Here is a 16,912-nt window from a genome sequence, read left to right as displayed (position 1 = left end):
GGGACATGCTGACTACTGCGCGGTCTTTTTCATCATACTGAAAACAAACAACACCGCCGCGCTCAAGACCACCGACGGTCCGGCCGGCGTGTCATAAAACGCCGAAAAGGTTAACCCGCCCGTGACGGCGATCATCCCGATAACCACCGCGATACCGGCCATTTGCTCTGGCGTACGTGCAAAACGGCGCGCCGTGGCGGCAGGGATAATCAGCAGCGACGTGATGATCAGTGCGCCGACAAACTTCATTGCCACGCCAATCGTTAACGCCGTCACCAGCATCAGCAGCAGCTTCACGCGCTGCAGCTTCACGCCGTCGACAAACGCCAGATCCGGGCTGACGGTCATTGCCAGTAAATTCCGCCACTGCCACAGCAGAATACCCAGTACCACCACCACGCCAATGGCGATCGCGATGAGATCGTCAGGCGTTACGGCCAGCAGATCGCCGAACAGGTAGGCCATCAGGTCAACGCGGATATTTGACATCAGGCTAACAACGACCAGACCCAGCGACAGCGCGCTGTGCGCCATGATGCCAAGCAGCGTATCAATCGCGAGGTGAGGGCGCTTCTCCAGCCAGACCAGACCGGCCGCCAGCAGCAGCGTGACCACAATCACCGCGTAAAAGGGATTCACATCCAGCAGCAAACCAAAGGCAACGCCCAGCAGCGACGCATGCGCCAGGGTATCACCGAAGTAAGACATTCTGCGCCACACCACAAACGAGCCGAGTGGGCCTGCGGCGCAGGCAAGCATAACCCCGGCCAGCCAGCCGGGCAGTAACAGTTCAATCATGAGTGTCCATTTCCCCGACGCAGAACGATTCGTCCCTGCAAATCATGGCGGTGATTATGATGATGGCGATAAATGCCAAGCTGTTCAGCGCCGCGAGGGCCGAACATGGAGATAAATTCCGGGTGCATTGAGACCACTTCAGGCGTGCCGGAACAGCAAATGTGATGGTTGAGACACAGCACTTCGTCGGTTTTCGCCATCACCAGATGTAGGTCATGGGAGACCATCAGCACGGCGCAGTTCAGTTCGCGGCGCAGCTGGTCGATCAAATCATAAAGCGCGACCTGACCATTGACGTCCACGCCCTGGGTTGGCTCATCCAGCACCAGCAGCTGCGGGCTGCTCAGCAGCGCACGGGCCAGCAAAACGCGCTGCGTCTCACCGCCGGACAGCTTCTGCAACGGCGCGTCGATAAGGTGGCCCGCCTGCACGCGCTTCAGCGCCGGGAGAATATCGGCTTTTCGCGTGCCGGGACGCAGACGCAGAAAACGATTTACCGTCAGCGGCAGGGTGGCGTCCAGATGTAATTTTTGCGGCACATAGCCGATCCGCAATTTTTCCTCGCGCGTGATTACACCTTCATCCGGTGTAACCAGACCCAGCACCACGCGCACCAGAGTGGATTTACCTGCGCCATTGGGGCCGAGCAGCGTCAGAATTTTTCCGGGCTTGAGATCCAGCGATACGTCAGAGAGGACGCGGCGCTGGCCAAAGGAGACCGAAATATTGTCGAGAGAAACCAGAGTCGTCATGTCAATTTAAGCTTGAAGAAGTCAACGAATGTTATAATATCACATTCTACGCATTCACTACGATGATTAGTCGCATTATGTTACATAAAAATACGCTTCTTTTCGCAGCATTATCCGCTGCCCTTTGGGGAACAACCGCACAAGATGTTAACGCTGCCGTTGTTGCTTCGCTTAAACCGCTTGGATTCATCGCGTCGGCCATTGCCGATGGGGTAACGGAAACCCAGGTTCTGCTCCCTGACGGGGCTTCAGAGCATGACTATTCTCTGCGCCCGTCTGATGTAAAACGCTTACAAAACGCAGACTTAGTTGTCTGGATTGGTCCGGAGATGGAAGCATTCATGCAGAAATCCGCCAAACAGATTGCTGATGAAAAACAGGTCGCGATTGCCGGGCTTTCCGGCGTGAAACCGTTGCTCATGAAAGGGGCGGATGAGGACGGTTACGAACATGACCATCACGCTGCAGAGGGTGAAAAAGGTGATGGAGATCACCATCACGGCGAGTACAACATGCATCTCTGGCTATCCCCAGAGATAGCGCGGCTTTCAGCGGTTGCAATCCATGACAAATTAGTGGAACTTATGCCGCAAAGTCGAGCCAAACTAGACGCCAACCTGAAGGATTTTGAGGCACAATTAGCCGCAACCGATAAGCAGGTAGGTAATGAGCTCGCACCGTTGAAAGGAAAAGGGTATTTCGTTTTTCATGACGCCTACGGCTACTACGAAAAACACTACGGCCTGACCCCGCTTGGGCACTTTACCGTCAACCCTGAAATTCAACCTGGTGCGCAGCGTTTACATGAAATCAGAACACAGTTGGTTGAGCAGAAAGCGACATGCGTTTTTGCTGAGCCACAGTTCAGGCCAGCGGTCGTAGAAGCCGTGGCCAGGGGAACATCCGTGCGCATGGGAACCCTTGACCCGCTAGGTACGAATATCCAGTTGAGCAAAGCGAGCTATTCGCAGTTCCTCAGCCAACTGGCGAACCAGTATGCGAGCTGCCTGAAAGGAGATTAACGAGGAAGTGAATACGTGCAACAGATAGCCCGCTCTGTCGCCCTGGCATTTAACAATCTGCCTCGACCCCACCGCGTTATGCTGGGGTCGCTTACAGTTCTCACCTTAGCGGTCGCCGTCTGGCGGCCCTATGTTTACCACCCGAGTTCTGCCCCTATCATTAAAACCATCGAGCTTGAAAAGAGCGAGATCCGCTCTTTGCTGCCTGAAGCCAGCGAGCCTATCGACCAGGCCGCTCAGGAAGATGAAGCTATCCCTCAGGATGAACTGGACGATAAAACCGAGAACGAAGCGGGGATCCACGAATACGTTGTCTCTACCGGTGACACGCTGAGCAGCGTGCTCAACCAGTACGGTATCGACATGGGCAATATCAGCCAGCTGGCCGCTGCGGATAAAGACCTGCGTAACCTGAAAATCGGGCAACAGCTCTCCTGGACATTAACGGCGGATGGCGATCTTCAGCGTTTGACCTGGGAAATGTCCCGCCGCGAAACCCGCACCTATGACCGCACTGCAAACGGTTTCAAAATGACCAGTGAAATGCAGAAAGGCGACTGGGTTAACAGCGTGATGAAAGGTACCGTGGGCGGAAGCTTTGTTTCCAGCGCCCGTGATGCGGGCCTGACCAGCGGTGAAATCAGCGCGGTGATCAAAGCCATGCAGTGGCAGATGGATTTCCGTAAGCTGAAGAAAGGCGATGAGTTTTCCGTCCTGATGTCCCGCGAAATGCTGGACGGCAAGCGCGAGCAGAGCCAGCTGCTGGGGGTGCGTCTGCGCTCCGAGGGAAAAGATTACTACGCCATTCGCGCTGAAGACGGCAAGTTCTATGACCGTAGCGGTACGGGCCTTGCGAAAGGCTTCCTGCGTTTCCCGACGGCGAAACAGTTCCGCGTCTCCTCTAACTTTAACCCGCGTCGTCTGAACCCGGTTACCGGACGCGTTGCGCCTCACCGCGGGGTAGACTTCGCGATGCCGCAGGGCACGCCGGTGCTGTCCGTTGGCGATGGCGAAGTGGTGATGGCAAAACGCAGCGGTGCTGCGGGCTATTACGTGGCTATCCGTCACGGTCGTACCTATACCACCCGCTATATGCACCTGCGCAAGCTGCTGGTCAAACCGGGGCAGAAAGTGAAACGCGGCGACCGTATCGCGCTCTCCGGCAACACCGGACGCTCTACTGGCCCGCATCTGCACTATGAAGTGTGGATCAACCAGCAGGCCGTGAACCCGCTGACGGCCAAACTGCCGCGCACCGAAGGCCTGACAGGTAAAGATCGTTCCGATTACCTGGCGCAGGCGAGAGAGGTGATACCGCAGCTGAGCTTAAACTAAGCTCTCTGTTTTGTGAAAAAAGCCGGTGTCAGCATGCGCCGGCTTTTTCTTTTGTGCGTGGGCGACTGCCTCGCTACACTATCTGAATAATTTTTTGCGTCACCAGACCCTGGAACTAGCATGGAAACAAAAAAAAATAATATTGAATACATTCCTGAGTTTGAAAAATCCTTTCGACACCCGCGCAACTGGGGCGCCTGGCTGGGGGTTTACACCTTTGCGGGCATCGCTATGCTGCCTGCCGCGCTGCGCGATCCCGTACTGGGAAAAATTGGCCGTCTGGCCGGACGCTTAGGTAAAAGCGCGCGTCGTCGTGCGCAGATCAACCTCTATTACTGTTTTCCTGAAAAAAGCGATGCCGAGCGCGAGGCCATCATCGACGCGATGTATACCACCGCACCGCAGGCCATGGCGATGATGGCGGAGCTGGCGCTGAAAGGACCGGAAAAAATCATCAACCGCGTTGACTGGAAAGGGCTGGAAATCATCGACGAAATGCGTCGCAATAATGAGAAGGTCATTTTCCTCGTGCCGCACGGCTGGGGCGTGGATATCCCGGCAATGCTGATGGCTTCCCAGGGGCAGAAAATGGCGGCGATGTTCCATAACCAGGGCAATAAAATCTACGATTTTGTCTGGAATACGGTACGTCGTCGTTTTGGCGGACGTTTGCATGCGCGTAACGACGGCATCAAGCCGTTTATTCAGTCGGTACGTCAGGGGTACTGGGGCTACTATCTGCCGGACCAGGACCACGGACCTGAGCACAGCGAGTTTGTCGACTTCTTTGCGACCTACAAAGCCACGCTCCCCGCGATTGGGCGCCTGATGAAGGTTTGCCGCGCCCGCGTGATCCCGCTCTTTCCGGTTTACGACGGTAAAACGCATCGTCTGAGCATTGAAGTCCGTCCGCCGATGGACGACCTGCTGACCGCGGACGATCGCACCATCGCGCGCCGCATGAACGAAGAGGTGGAGCTGCTGGTGGGGCCGCATACCGAACAGTACACGTGGATACTGAAGCTGCTGAAAACGCGGAAGCCGGGAGAGACGGAGCCCTATAAGCGTAAAGAGCTTTACCCGAGGAAATAGAAAACCTTCACCTTGCCCCTCTCCCCTTAGGGGAGAGGGGATCGGTTCTTACTCTACAGTCAGTACGCGCGTGGTATTGGTTGAGCCGATGGTGCTCATCACGTCACCCTGCGTCACGATGACGATATCACCAGACACCAGGTAACCTTTATCGCGCAGCAGGTTTACGGCATCGTGCGCCGCGGCTACGCCGTCATTGGTGCTGTCGAAGTGTACCGGGGTAACACCGCGGTACAGCGCCGTCAGGTTCAGCGTACGCTCGTGGCGTGACATGGCGAAAATCGGCAGGCCGGAGCTGATGCGAGAGGTCATCAGCGCGGTGCGGCCAGATTCGGTCATGGTGATGATCGCCGTAACGCCTTTCAGATGGTTGGCCGCATACATGGCGGACATCGCAATCGCTTCTTCCACATTGTCGAACTGGATATCCAGGCGGTGCTTGGAGACGTTAATGCTTGGGATCTTCTCCGCGCCCAGGCAGACGCGCGCCATTGCGGCCACGGTTTCTGCCGGATACTGGCCCGCCGCAGTTTCCGCTGACAGCATCACCGCATCGGTACCGTCCAGCACGGCGTTAGCGACGTCCATGACTTCCGCACGGGTTGGCATTGGGTTAGTGATCATGGATTCCATCATCTGGGTGGCGGTGATCACCGCGCGGTTCAGCTGACGTGCGCGACGAATCAGCGCTTTCTGGATACCGACCAGTTCAGGGTCGCCGATTTCCACGCCCAGATCGCCACGGGCAACCATCACCACGTCAGAGGCGAGGATCACATCGTCCATCGCATCCTGATCGCACACGGCTTCCGCGCGTTCAACCTTCGCGACGATTTTGGCATCACAGCCTGCGTCACGGGCCAGACGGCGCGCATAGTTCAGATCTTCGCCACAGCGTGGGAAGGAGACCGCCAGGTAGTCAACGCCGATCTGGGCCGCCGTTACGATATCCGCTTTGTCTTTGTCGGTCAGGGCTTCCGCAGAGAGGCCGCCGCCCAGTTTGTTGATGCCTTTATTGTTGGAGAGCGGGCCGCCGACGGTGACTTCAGTGAACACTTTCATCCCCTGAACTTCCAGCACCTTCAGCTGGACGCGACCGTCGTCGAGCAGCAGGATATCGCCAGGTACCACATCAGCCGGCAGGCCTTTATAGTCGATCCCGACTTTCTCTTTATCGCCTTCGCCTTTGCCGAGGTTGGCATCCAGCAGGAATTTGTCGCCGATATTGAGGAAAACTTTACCTTCTTTAAAGGTTGATACACGAATTTTTGGACCCTGCAGGTCGCCGAGGATAGCGACGTGGCGGCCCAGCTTAGCGGCGATCTCACGCACTTTATCGGCACGCAATTTATGGTCTTCTGGCGTACCGTGAGAGAAGTTCATACGCACCACGTTGGCGCCAGCGGCGATAATTTTTTCGAGGTTATTATCGCGATCGGTGGCCGGGCCTAAGGTGGTGACGATCTTGGTTCTGCGAAGCCTTCTGGACATGTAATACTCCGTTGACTGAAACAACTTTGGTGTTGCGTGAACATTGAATCGGCCTTCATCTACTGCAAGGCAGCAAAGAGGGAGCCGAATGCCGAAAATCGTTACATCTAATTATGGGTTACGTCTTCGTTATCTACTTTCAGGGAACATCGCTCTTTATAAGCAATTCTTTATCAAAACGCGATTCCTTCAGCGCTTCCTTGACTCGCTTCAAGTTATCTCGGAATTTTGCGCCCCGGCGTAAGGTAAATCCGGTCGCCAGCACGTCGATTACCGTGAGTTGCGCCAGACGGGACACCATTGGCATATACATGTCGGTATCCTCAGGCACGTCCAGGGTAATGGCGAGAGTCGCCTCCCGCGCCAGCGGCGTGCCGGCGGTGGTGAGGGCGATTACCATGGCATCGTTTTCTCGGGCCAGCTGCGCCAGCTCAACCTGGCTTTTGGTGCGGCCAGTGTGCGAAATCAGTACCACGACGTCATCCTCACTGCAATTCATACAGCTCATGCGTTGCAGCACAATGTCATCGGAATAAATAACCGGCACGTTAAAGCGGAAGAATTTATTCATGGCGTCGTGCGCCACGGCGGCTGACGAGCCAAGACCGAAGAATGCAATGCGTTTGGCCTGGGTGAGTAAATCCACCGCGCGGTTTACTGAACTCATATCCAGACTTTGACGAACGTGATCGAGCGTGGCCATGGCCGACTCAAATATTTTTGCCGTATAGGCATCTACGCTGTCGTCTTCATCCACATTACGATTAACATAGGGGGTGCCGTTTGCCAGACTTTGTGCCAGATGCAGTTTAAAATCAGGAAAGCCGCGCGTTTCCAGGCTGCGGCAGAAGCGGTTGACCGTCGGTTCACTGACGCCCGCTTCCTGAGCCAGAGCGGCGATGCTTGAATGAATCGCCTGAGCGGGCGCGGCCAGAATGACTTCAGCCACTTTTCGCTCGGATTTGCTAAGGTGTTCCAGTTGATACTGGATTTTTTCAAGCATGTTCATTGTTAACAAGGCGCTCATGGGGGTGGAAACGATTTCACTCATTGATGAAATCTTGATTCGATTAGCCGATATTACCCCTGTGGCTTCCCTAAAGGGTAACAGTCGACAAGATAATGTTGTTGTTTTTTTTCATTACTTGATCGATGTCGGGTTTTGCTATGACCCTGTTGCGCAAATTATCGACGGCTGTTGCGTCATTACGTCGCCATAATCGGCTGAATGGCGAAAAATCGCCGTATCGCACGAGACGATAAGCGCTAATGGTTTCGGGAATGACGTAAAAGCAGTACAGTGCATTGTAATAAAATTACAACGATACCTGGCAGAAGCACCAGGTGATCCAACTGAGGAGAATGACATGGCGGTAACGCAAACAGCCCAGGCATGTGACCTGGTCATTTTCGGCGCGAAAGGCGATCTTGCACGCCGAAAATTGCTGCCTTCCCTGTATCAACTGGAGAAAGCGGGCCAAATTCATCCGGATACCCGTATCCTGGGTGTTGGGCGCGCCGACTGGGATAAGGACGCTTATACCAAAGTCGTCCGCGAGGCGCTCGAAACTTTCATGAAGGAAAAAATTGATGAAAGTTTGTGGGATACCCTCAGCGGTCGTCTCGATTTCTGCAACCTGGACGTAAATGACGTCAGCGCGTTTTCCCGTCTGGGTGCCATGCTGGATCAGAAAAACCGTGTCACCATTAACTATTTCGCCATGCCGCCAAGCACCTTTGGTGCTATCTGCAAAGGTTTGGGCGAAGCCAAACTGAACGCCAAGCCGGCGCGCGTGGTGATGGAAAAACCGCTGGGGACGTCGCTGGCTACCTCCCGTGAAATTAACGACCAGGTGGGCGAGTTCTTTGAAGAGTGCCAGGTCTACCGTATCGACCACTATCTCGGTAAAGAGACGGTACTGAACCTGCTGGCGCTGCGTTTCGCTAACTCCCTGTTTGTGAATAACTGGGACAACCGTACCATTGACCACGTGGAAATTACCGTGGCGGAAGAGGTGGGGATTGAAGGTCGCTGGGGTTACTTTGACCAGGCTGGCCAGATGCGCGACATGATCCAGAACCACCTGCTGCAAATTCTGTGCATGATTGCCATGTCTCCACCGTCTGACCTGACGGCTGACAGCATCCGCGATGCCAAAGTGAAAGTGCTGAAGTCGCTGCGCCGCATCGACCGCTCCAACGTGCGCGAGAAAACCGTTCGCGGCCAGTACACTGCCGGGTTTGCGCAAGGCAAAAAGGTGCCAGGCTACCTGGAAGAAGAGGGCGCGAACAAGTCCAGCAACACCGAGACATTCGTGGCCATCCGCGTGGACATCGACGACTGGCGCTGGGCGGGGGTTCCGTTCTACCTGCGTACCGGTAAGCGTCTGCCGACGAAGTGTTCCGAAGTGGTTGTCTACTTTAAGAACCCGGAACTGAACCTGTTCAAAGAGTCCTGGCAGGAGCTGCCGCAGAACAAGCTGACCATCCGTCTGCAGCCGGACGAAGGGGTGGATATCCAGATCCTCAACAAAGTGCCGGGCCTGGATCATAAGCATAACCTGCAGACCACCAAGCTGGATCTGAGCTACTCCGAAACCTTCAACCAGACGCACCTTGCGGATGCTTACGAGCGTCTGCTGCTGGAAACCATGCGCGGTATCCAGGCGCTGTTCGTGCGTCGCGACGAAGTGGAAGAGGCGTGGAAATGGGTCGATTCCATCACCGAAGCCTGGGCTGCCGATCAGGATGCGCCAAAACCGTATCAGGCGGGTACCTGGGGGCCTGTGGCGTCGGTGGCGATGATCACCCGCGATGGCCGCTCCTGGAACGAGTTTGAGTAGGATAATCCACTAGCCCGAAAGTGTTATTTTACCGGTAACATGATCTAACACAGCTAGTGGCACAATTTTTATACTTTTAAGCTCCGCGTGGATTCACCCGCGGGGCTTTTTTTATTACACTGCCGGAAGTGATTTTGCCCCTGAGCTCCGGACAGCAAGCGTTTCAGCGTTGTTAACAACCGCCAGCGACTTTGTAAACTCCCGAGCCCGGACAGATAAATTAAAGGAGCTTTTATGAATCCTGCATTGTTACGCGTAACACAACGCATTATCGAGCGCTCGAAAGAGACCCGTTCGGCCTACCTCGCCCGCATTGAACAGGCGAAAAGCAACACCGTTCACCGCTCCCAGCTGGCCTGCGGTAACCTGGCCCACGGCTTCGCCGCCTGCCAGCCCGATGACAAAGCCTCCCTGAAAAGCATGTTGCGTAACAATATCGCTATTATCACGTCTTATAACGATATGCTCTCCGCGCACCAGCCGTATGAGGTCTATCCCAACATCATTCGTAAAGCGCTGCACAGCGTGAACGCGGTCGGGCAGGTGGCGGGGGGTGTCCCGGCCATGTGCGACGGCGTGACGCAGGGGCAGGATGGTATGGAGCTGTCGCTGCTGAGCCGCGAAGTGATTGCGATGTCTGCGGCTGTGGGCCTGTCACACAACATGTTTGATGGTGCGCTGTATCTCGGCGTGTGCGACAAAATCGTCCCGGGCCTGGTGATGGCAGCGCTGTCGTTTGGTCATCTGCCTGCGATTTTCGTGCCGTCCGGCCCGATGGCCAGCGGTCTGCCGAATAAAGAAAAAGTGCGTATCCGCCAGCTGTATGCGGAAGGCAAAGCCGATCGTCAGGCGCTGCTGGAAGCCGAAGCCGCGTCCTACCATGCGCCGGGCACCTGTACGTTCTACGGCACGGCCAACACCAACCAGATGGTGGTGGAGTTTATGGGGATGCAGCTTCCGGGCTCGTCCTTCATCCAGCCGGACGCGCCGCTGCGCCAGGCGCTGACCGAGGCCGCGGCCCGTCAGGTGACGCGCCTGACAGGAAACGGCAATGAATGGATGCCGATGGGCAAAATGGTCGACGAAAAAGTGATCGTTAACGGTATCGTCGCCCTGCTGGCGACCGGCGGTTCAACTAACCACACCATGCACCTGGTGGCCATGGCGCGCGCGGCGGGTATCCTGATTAACTGGGATGACTTCTCCGATATCTCCTCCGTGGTACCGCTGATGGCGCGTCTGTACCCGAACGGGCCAGCGGACATCAACCACTTCCAGGCCGCGGGCGGCGTGCCGCTGCTGATGCGCGAGCTGCTGAAAGGCGGTCTGCTGCATGAAGACGTGAACACCGTAGCCGGATTTGGTCTGCAGCGCTACACCCAGGAGCCGTGGCTGAACAACGGCGAGCTGGACTGGCGCGACGGGGCAACCGCGTCTCTTGATCCGCAGGTGATTGCCACTATCGACAAACCGTTCTCCCACCACGGCGGTACCAAAGTGCTGAGCGGCAACCTTGGCCGCGCGGTGATGAAAACCTCTGCCGTGCCGGAAGAGAACCAGGTTATCGAGGCCCCGGCGGTAGTGTTTGAAAGCCAGCACGACGTGTTGCCTGCCTTCGACGCCGGTCTGCTGGATAAAGACTGTGTGGTGGTCGTGCGTCATCAGGGGCCAAAAGCGAACGGCATGCCAGAATTACATAAACTTATGCCACCACTTGGTGTATTATTGGACCGCCGTTTCAAAATTGCGTTAGTGACCGATGGCCGCCTGTCAGGCGCATCCGGCAAAGTGCCTTCCGCCATCCACGTCACGCCTGAAGCCTACGATGGCGGCTTGCTGGCGAAAGTGCGCGACGGCGACATGATCCGCGTGAACGGCCAGACTGGCGAGTTAACCCTTCTGGTGGATGACGCGGAGCTGGCGGCACGTCAGCCCCATATTCCTGACCTGAGCGCATCGCGCGTGGGGACCGGACGCGAAATGTTCAGCGCGCTGCGTGAGAAGCTCTCCGGTGCGGAGCAGGGCGCAACCTGTATTACGTTTTAAGACGACTTGATTTTAACGATCTGGCGAGAGAGAACTCTGATGAAAAACTGGAAAACAAGTGCAGAAGCAATCCTGACCACTGGCCCTGTCGTGCCGGTTATCGTGGTAAACAAGCTGGAGCACGCTGTGCCAATGGCGAAAGCGCTGGTTGCGGGCGGCGTTCGCGTTCTGGAAGTGACCCTGCGTACCGCCTGCGCGATGGACGCCATCCGCGCCATCGCTAAAGAAGTGCCGGACGCCATCATCGGTGCGGGTACCGTTCTCAACGCGCAGCAGCTGGCGGAAGTGACCGAAGCCGGCGCACAGTTTGCCATCAGCCCGGGCCTGACCGAGCCGCTGCTGAAGGCCGCGACCGAAGGCACCATTCCCTTGATCCCGGGCATCAGCACCGTTTCTGAACTGATGCTGGGCATGGACTACGGTCTGAAAGAGTTCAAATTCTTCCCGGCGGAAGCGAACGGCGGCACCAAAGCGCTGCAGGCAATTGCGGGTCCCTTCTCTCAGGTACGCTTCTGCCCGACGGGCGGTATCTCCCCGGCTAACTACTGCGACTACCTGGCGCTGAAAAGCGTGCTGTGCATCGGCGGCTCATGGCTGGTTCCGGCGGATGCGCTGGAAGCGGGCGACTGGGATCGCATCACGAAACTGGCTCGTGAAGCGGTTGAAGGCGCGAAGCAGTAAGCCATATGCAGCATGAAAAACGGGCCTTTCGGCCCGTTTTTTTTATCCTGCCACCTGAACGTTCGCAGCCGCCGCTTTTGCTCTTGCTACGGCCTCGTCAACGTTATCCCCGGTGGCTAACGCCACGCCCAGACGACGCGTACCGTCGATCTCCGGCTTGCCGAACAGACGGACCTGCAGGCCTGCGCCCACCGCGCCTTCGACGTTATCAAACGTCACATTCTGGCTGGTCAACTTCGGAAGGATCACCGCCGACGCCGCCGGGCCGTACTGGCGGATGCCGCCAACCGGCAGGCCGAGGAAGGCGCGCACGTGCAGGGCGAACTCCGAGAGATCCTGCGAAATGAGCGTGACCATACCGGTGTCGTGCGGGCGAGGGGAGACTTCGCTGAAGATCACTTCGTCTCCGCAGACGAACAGCTCCACGCCGAACAGACCATAACCGCCCAGGGCCAGAACGGTCTTACGGGCAATCTCCCGGGCACGCTCCAGCGCCAGGTCGCTCATCTGCTGCGGCTGCCAGGATTCACGATAATCGCCATCTTCCTGGCGGTGACCGATTGGGTCGCAGAAATGGACGCCGTCCACGGCACTGACGGTGAGCAGAGTGATTTCGAAATCAAACTTCACCACGCCTTCGACGATCACGCGACCGGCACCGGCACGGCCACCCTGTTGCGCATAATCCCACGCGCTATCCAGCGCGCTGCTGTCGCGAATAAAGCTCTGACCTTTCCCGGAAGAGCTCATCACCGGCTTAATGATGCACGGGTAGCCAATCTCTTCAACGGCCTGCAGGAATGCGGCTTTGTCACCCGCAAAACGGTAGCTAGAGGTAGGCAGCCCCAGCTCCTCCGCCGCCAGGCGGCGAATGCCTTCACGGTTCATGGTCAGCTTTGCGGCTTTCGCGCAGGGCACCACGCGCTGGCCTTCCTGCTCAAGGGCGATCAGCGTATCGGTTGCGATAGCTTCAATTTCCGGCACGACAAAATCCGGTTTCTCCCGTGCAATGAGCGTACGCAGGGCATCACCGTCCAGCATGTTAATCACATAAGAACGATGGGCGACGTGCATGGCGGGCGCGTCGGCGTAGCGGTCTACGGCAATCACCTCCACCCCTAAACGCTGACACTCAATGGCGACTTCTTTACCCAGTTCGCCCGATCCCAACAACATTACGCGCGTCGCCGCAGGTCGCAGCGCGGTTCCTAAACGAGTCATAACATTCCCCCTGAAAAAGATGCGCGCAGTATAAACGAAAACGTTTGCGTCTGTCTTGCGCACGGCAAAAGGGCAGACCAGAAATTTGCGCTTCTTTAGGCTTGATGGACATTTCCTGACGCCTGCTCGCTTACGCTGGAGAACATGTTAACCGTTAAGCGAGGGAAACCATGTCAGGCTGGTTAAATCAACTGCAATCCATGTTAGGGCAGAAAACGTCTGGTTCCGGCGAACAGGGGCTGAGCAAACTGCTGGTACCGGGGGCGCTCGGTGGGCTGGCAGGGCTGCTGGTTGCCAATAAATCCTCACGCAAGCTGCTGGCGAAGTACGGTACCGGCGCGCTGCTGGCCGGGGGCGGCGCTATCGCCGGCACCGTGCTGTGGAACAAATATAAGGACAGGGTGCGAGCGGCGCACCGCGATGAACCTCACTATGGGGAGCATACTTCTCCGCTGGATCTGCGCACGGAGCGGCTCATCCTGGCGCTGGTGTTTGCCGCCAAAAGCGACGGGCATATTGATGATAATGAAAGAGCGGCTATCGAACAGCAGCTACGCGAGGCGGGTGTTGAAGAACAGGGCAGAACGCTGGTGGCGCAGGCCATTGATCAGCCGCTCGATCCGCAGCGTCTGGCACTGAGCGTGAAAAATGAGGAAGAGGCGCTGGAACTCTATTTTCTCAGCTGTGCTGCCATAGATATCGATCACTTTATGGAGCGTAGCTACCTTAACGCCCTCGGCGACGCGCTGAAGATCCCTCAGGACGTGCGCGAGGGGATAGAAAAAGATATCGGGGAACAAAAACAGGCGCTACAGGGCTAACTCGCGCCCCCGGGGTCATGTTTCGCTTGCATCACGCGCGGGTTTTGCCAACCTTATAGGGTGTAAAACTTAAAAGAATGATGACATGCCACCGAAAGCCCGACGTACTCCTTATGCGATCGTCACGCATGGCGATACGCGCATAGACAACTACTACTGGCTGCGGGACGATTCGCGTTCCCGGCCAGAGGTGCTCGACTACCTGCACGAGGAAAACGACTATGGCCGCAGGGTCATGGCCAGCCAGCAGGCGCTGCAGGACCAGCTGCTGAACGAAATGGTGCAGCGTATTCCCCAGCGCGACATCTCCGCGCCCTGGACCAAAAACGGCTATCGCTATCGCCATATCTATGAGCCGGGCAACGAGTATCCCATCTATCAACGACAGTCGGTATTAAGCGCCGAGTGGGATGAATGGGACATTTTACTGGATGCGAACCAGCGCGCCGCCCACAGCGAGTTTTATACCCTGGGTGGTATGTCCATCTCCCCGGACAACACCATCATGGCGCTTGCGGAGGATTATCTCTCCCGGCGCCAGTACGGCCTGCGTTTTCGCAATCTGGAAACCGGCAACTGGTATCCGGAAATGCTGGAAAACGTCTCCCCGGATTTTGTCTGGGCGAACGATTCCGAGACGGTCTACTACGTTAAAAAGCACGCCTCCACGCTGCTGCCTTATCAGGTGTGGCGCCATACCGTAGGCACGGACTCAGCCGATGACGAGCTGGTCTATGAAGAGAAAGACGAAACGTTTTATGTCAGCCTGCATAAAACCTCCTCGCGCCACTATGTGATTATCTTCCTCGCCAGCGCCACCACCTCGGAAGTGCTGCTCCTGGATGCCGAACTGCCTGACGCCCAGCCGCTCTGTTTCCTGCCGCGCCGCAAGGACCACGAGTACAGCCTGGATCACTTCCAGCACAGCTTTTATCTGCGTTCGAATCGTGAAGGCAAGAACTTTGGTCTGTACAAAACCAAGGTGCGCGACGAGCGCAAGTGGGAGGTGCTCATTCCCGCGCGGGATCAGGTGATGCTGGAAGGGTTCACGCTGTTTACCGACTGGTTGGTGGTGGAGGAGCGCCAGCGGGGGCTGACCAGTATCCGGCAGATCAATCGTAAAACGCGTGAGGTGATAGGGATTGCGTTCGACGATCCGGCCTACGTCACGTGGATCGGCTTTAACCCGGAGCCTGAATCGTCCCGGCTGCGCTACGGCTACTCGTCTATGACCACGCCGGATACGCTCTTTGAGCTGGATATGGATACCGGACAGCGCCAGGTACTTAAGCAAACCGAAGTGAAGGGCTTTGATTCCGACAATTACCGCAGCGAACACCTGTGGGTCACCGCGCGCGATGGCGTGGAGGTGCCGGTTTCGCTCGTTTATCACAAGGCGCATTTCCAGAAGGGTAAAAATCCGATCCTGGTCTACGGCTACGGCTCCTATGGCTCCAGCATGGATGCCGACTTCAGCAGCAGCAGATTAAGCCTGCTCGACCGCGGCTTTGTTTTCGCCATTGCCCATATTCGCGGCGGCGGCGAGCTGGGGCAGCACTGGTATGAAGACGGGAAATTCCTGAAAAAGAAAAACACCTTCAACGACTATCTCGACGTCTGCGATGCGCTGATTGAGCAAGGCTATGGCGATCCTCAGCTTTGCTTCGGCATGGGCGGCAGCGCGGGGGGAATGCTGATGGGGGCGGTCATCAATCAGCGGCCCGATCGCTTTAAGGGCATTGTTGCGCAGGTCCCGTTTGTCGATGTGGTTACCACTATGCTCGATGAGTCCATCCCTTTGACGACCGGGGAGTTTGAGGAGTGGGGCAACCCGCAGGATGAAACCTATTATCGCTATATGAAAGAGTACAGCCCGTATGACAACGTGGAAGCGAAAGCGTACCCGCACATGCTGGTGACGACCGGTTTGCACGATTCACAGGTGCAATACTGGGAACCGGCAAAATGGGTAGCAAAGCTGCGGGAGCTGAAAACCGATGACAACCTGCTGCTGCTCTGCACCGATATGGACTCCGGGCACGGGGGGAAATCGGGTCGATTCAAATCCTACGAAGGGGTGGCCCTGGAGTATGCCTTTTTGATAGGCCTGGCGCAGGATACGTTGCCAGGCCGTGTGCAGCGTTAAGCTTCGCCCAGATAGTGTTTCAGGGTTAAGCGCAGCTCCGGGCTCATTTTGTCGAGGTTGTTATACAGCCAGCGCAGATAGCCCGGATCTTTATCTGCAATATCCGATACCGCTCTCCCGCGGTATTTGCCGAAGGTGAACGTCGTCAGCAGCGCAGGGCGTCCGGTGATCGTTGCCATATCATCCGGCGTCCAGCCCGATGTGTTCATAATATCTATGAGCAGCGCAGCGGTGATATAGCAGTCATACAGGGCGCGGTGATGGTGCAGCCCTTCAGGGGTTCTGACGCTGAGCTTGCGGGATTTATACAGCGCCATATTGCTGTATTTGATCCCTGGCCAGAGGCGACGCGCCAGCTTCATGGTACAAATCCACTCCCCGGGCATTTCGGGGAGTACCCGACGGTCAAAGCTGGCGTTGTGGGCAACGTACCATGGGCTGCCGTAGTAGTGCGGGATAACGTCTTCTATCCAGGGTTTATCCGCGACCATTGATTCTGTAATGCGATGGATAGCCATGGCCTGTGGGCTAATAGGACGATCGGGACGCACCAGATGGCTCATCGGGTTGACGATTTTTCCATCAACCACGTCGACCGAGGCCACTTCCACAATTCCGCCCTGAAGATCGCAAGTTTCGGTATCAATGACGCGCAGCATGAAAA

Annotated in this window: 14 protein-coding genes; 8 read left to right on the top strand and 6 right to left on the bottom strand. The window is 56.6% G+C overall.

What is annotated here, in order from left to right; translation table 11 throughout:
* Positions 1 to 12 precede the first annotated feature (12 nt).
* Entirely contained in the window at positions 13 to 798 is a 786-nt protein-coding gene (gene znuB / locus OKF39_RS14630; RefSeq protein WP_041909449.1) for a zinc ABC transporter permease subunit ZnuB, read from the bottom strand.
* On the bottom strand, positions 795 to 1,550 hold the full coding sequence (gene znuC, locus OKF39_RS14625) for a zinc ABC transporter ATP-binding protein ZnuC (RefSeq protein ID WP_028013621.1): 756 nt from the start codon (positions 1,548 to 1,550) through the stop codon (positions 795 to 797). The genes znuB and znuC overlap by 4 nt, the downstream gene beginning before the upstream one ends.
* A gap of 77 nt (positions 1,551 to 1,627) precedes the next feature.
* On the opposite strand from znuC, the gene znuA reads away from it, so the two are divergent.
* From znuA to lpxM, 3 genes are all read left to right on the top strand, one after another.
* The gene (znuA, locus tag OKF39_RS14620) at positions 1,628 to 2,572 is read left to right on the top strand and encodes a zinc ABC transporter substrate-binding protein ZnuA (protein WP_479983812.1); all 945 of its coding nucleotides are present in this window, start codon (positions 1,628 to 1,630) and stop codon (positions 2,570 to 2,572) included.
* A gap of 15 nt (positions 2,573 to 2,587) precedes the next feature.
* Complete coding sequence (gene mepM, locus OKF39_RS14615; protein WP_028013619.1) at positions 2,588 to 3,907, top strand: murein DD-endopeptidase MepM; 1,320 nt, start codon at positions 2,588 to 2,590, stop codon at positions 3,905 to 3,907.
* Positions 3,908 to 4,027: 120 nt separating this feature from the next.
* Positions 4,028 to 4,999, top strand: coding sequence for a lauroyl-Kdo(2)-lipid IV(A) myristoyltransferase (lpxM, locus tag OKF39_RS14610; RefSeq protein WP_479983088.1), 972 nt, complete (start codon positions 4,028 to 4,030; stop codon positions 4,997 to 4,999).
* A gap of 48 nt (positions 5,000 to 5,047) precedes the next feature.
* On the opposite strand, the gene pyk is transcribed toward lpxM, so the two are convergent.
* Both pyk and OKF39_RS14600 read right to left on the bottom strand, forming a co-directional pair.
* Entirely contained in the window at positions 5,048 to 6,490 is a 1,443-nt protein-coding gene (gene pyk / locus OKF39_RS14605) for a pyruvate kinase (protein WP_028013616.1), read from the bottom strand.
* 139 nt (positions 6,491 to 6,629) lie between these two features.
* A complete protein-coding gene (locus tag OKF39_RS14600; protein ID WP_028013615.1) occupies positions 6,630 to 7,499 on the bottom strand; it encodes a MurR/RpiR family transcriptional regulator in 870 nt (289 codons plus the stop codon).
* A gap of 358 nt (positions 7,500 to 7,857) precedes the next feature.
* On the opposite strand from OKF39_RS14600, the gene zwf reads away from it, so the two are divergent.
* The 3 genes from zwf (at position 7,858) to kdgA (ending at position 12,060) form a co-directional block, all read left to right on the top strand.
* Positions 7,858 to 9,333, top strand: coding sequence for a glucose-6-phosphate dehydrogenase (gene zwf / locus OKF39_RS14595; RefSeq protein WP_028013613.1), 1,476 nt, complete (start codon positions 7,858 to 7,860; stop codon positions 9,331 to 9,333).
* A gap of 234 nt (positions 9,334 to 9,567) precedes the next feature.
* The gene (gene edd / locus OKF39_RS14590) at positions 9,568 to 11,379 is read left to right on the top strand and encodes a phosphogluconate dehydratase (RefSeq protein WP_479983087.1); all 1,812 of its coding nucleotides are present in this window, start codon (positions 9,568 to 9,570) and stop codon (positions 11,377 to 11,379) included.
* Positions 11,380 to 11,418: 39 nt separating this feature from the next.
* Complete coding sequence (gene kdgA / locus OKF39_RS14585) at positions 11,419 to 12,060, top strand: bifunctional 4-hydroxy-2-oxoglutarate aldolase/2-dehydro-3-deoxy-phosphogluconate aldolase (protein WP_479983086.1); 642 nt, start codon at positions 11,419 to 11,421, stop codon at positions 12,058 to 12,060.
* 42 nt (positions 12,061 to 12,102) lie between these two features.
* Here kdgA and purT read toward each other — a convergent pair whose 3' ends face one another.
* Positions 12,103 to 13,281, bottom strand: a complete 1,179-nt coding sequence (purT, locus tag OKF39_RS14580) for a formate-dependent phosphoribosylglycinamide formyltransferase (protein WP_136485498.1) — start codon at positions 13,279 to 13,281, stop codon at positions 12,103 to 12,105.
* Positions 13,282 to 13,451: 170 nt separating this feature from the next.
* Between purT and OKF39_RS14575 the strand changes: the two genes are divergently transcribed.
* Positions 13,452 to 14,102 (top strand): tellurite resistance TerB family protein, encoded by a 651-nt coding sequence (locus OKF39_RS14575; RefSeq protein ID WP_126345756.1) that lies wholly within the window; start codon positions 13,452 to 13,454, stop codon positions 14,100 to 14,102.
* A gap of 85 nt (positions 14,103 to 14,187) precedes the next feature.
* Positions 14,188 to 16,248: an oligopeptidase B gene (gene ptrB / locus OKF39_RS14570; RefSeq protein ID WP_045260313.1), complete on the top strand. Its 2,061-nt coding sequence runs from the start codon at positions 14,188 to 14,190 to the stop codon at positions 16,246 to 16,248.
* Here the strand turns inward: ptrB and exoX are convergent.
* Positions 16,245 to 16,907 carry an exodeoxyribonuclease X gene (gene exoX, locus OKF39_RS14565; protein WP_025756911.1) on the bottom strand — a complete coding sequence of 221 codons (663 nt, stop codon included), beginning with the start codon at positions 16,905 to 16,907 and terminating at the stop codon, positions 16,245 to 16,247. The genes ptrB and exoX overlap by 4 nt on opposite strands.
* Positions 16,908 to 16,912 lie beyond the last annotated feature (5 nt).

The organism is Enterobacter cloacae complex sp. HYC042_NIDB (assembly GCF_056673315.1).
This window is presented reverse-complemented; position numbering and strand designations above follow the sequence as displayed.

Coding starts and splice junctions, on each gene's coding strand:
- purT (WP_136485498.1), bottom strand. CDS start 13,281: ATGACTCGTTTAGGAACCGCGCTGCGACCTGCGGCGACGCGCGTAATG.
- pyk (WP_028013616.1), bottom strand. CDS start 6,490: ATGTCCAGAAGGCTTCGCAGAACCAAGATCGTCACCACCTTAGGCCCG.
- kdgA (WP_479983086.1), top strand. CDS start 11,419: ATGAAAAACTGGAAAACAAGTGCAGAAGCAATCCTGACCACTGGCCCT.
- znuC (WP_028013621.1), bottom strand. CDS start 1,550: ATGACGACTCTGGTTTCTCTCGACAATATTTCGGTCTCCTTTGGCCAG.
- OKF39_RS14575 (WP_126345756.1), top strand. CDS start 13,452: ATGTCAGGCTGGTTAAATCAACTGCAATCCATGTTAGGGCAGAAAACG.
- zwf (WP_028013613.1), top strand. CDS start 7,858: ATGGCGGTAACGCAAACAGCCCAGGCATGTGACCTGGTCATTTTCGGC.
- exoX (WP_025756911.1), bottom strand. CDS start 16,907: ATGCTGCGCGTCATTGATACCGAAACTTGCGATCTTCAGGGCGGAATT.
- znuA (WP_479983812.1), top strand. CDS start 1,628: ATGTTACATAAAAATACGCTTCTTTTCGCAGCATTATCCGCTGCCCTT.
- lpxM (WP_479983088.1), top strand. CDS start 4,028: ATGGAAACAAAAAAAAATAATATTGAATACATTCCTGAGTTTGAAAAA.
- edd (WP_479983087.1), top strand. CDS start 9,568: ATGAATCCTGCATTGTTACGCGTAACACAACGCATTATCGAGCGCTCG.
- znuB (WP_041909449.1), bottom strand. CDS start 798: ATGATTGAACTGTTACTGCCCGGCTGGCTGGCCGGGGTTATGCTTGCC.
- ptrB (WP_045260313.1), top strand. CDS start 14,188: ATGCCACCGAAAGCCCGACGTACTCCTTATGCGATCGTCACGCATGGC.
- OKF39_RS14600 (WP_028013615.1), bottom strand. CDS start 7,499: ATGAACATGCTTGAAAAAATCCAGTATCAACTGGAACACCTTAGCAAA.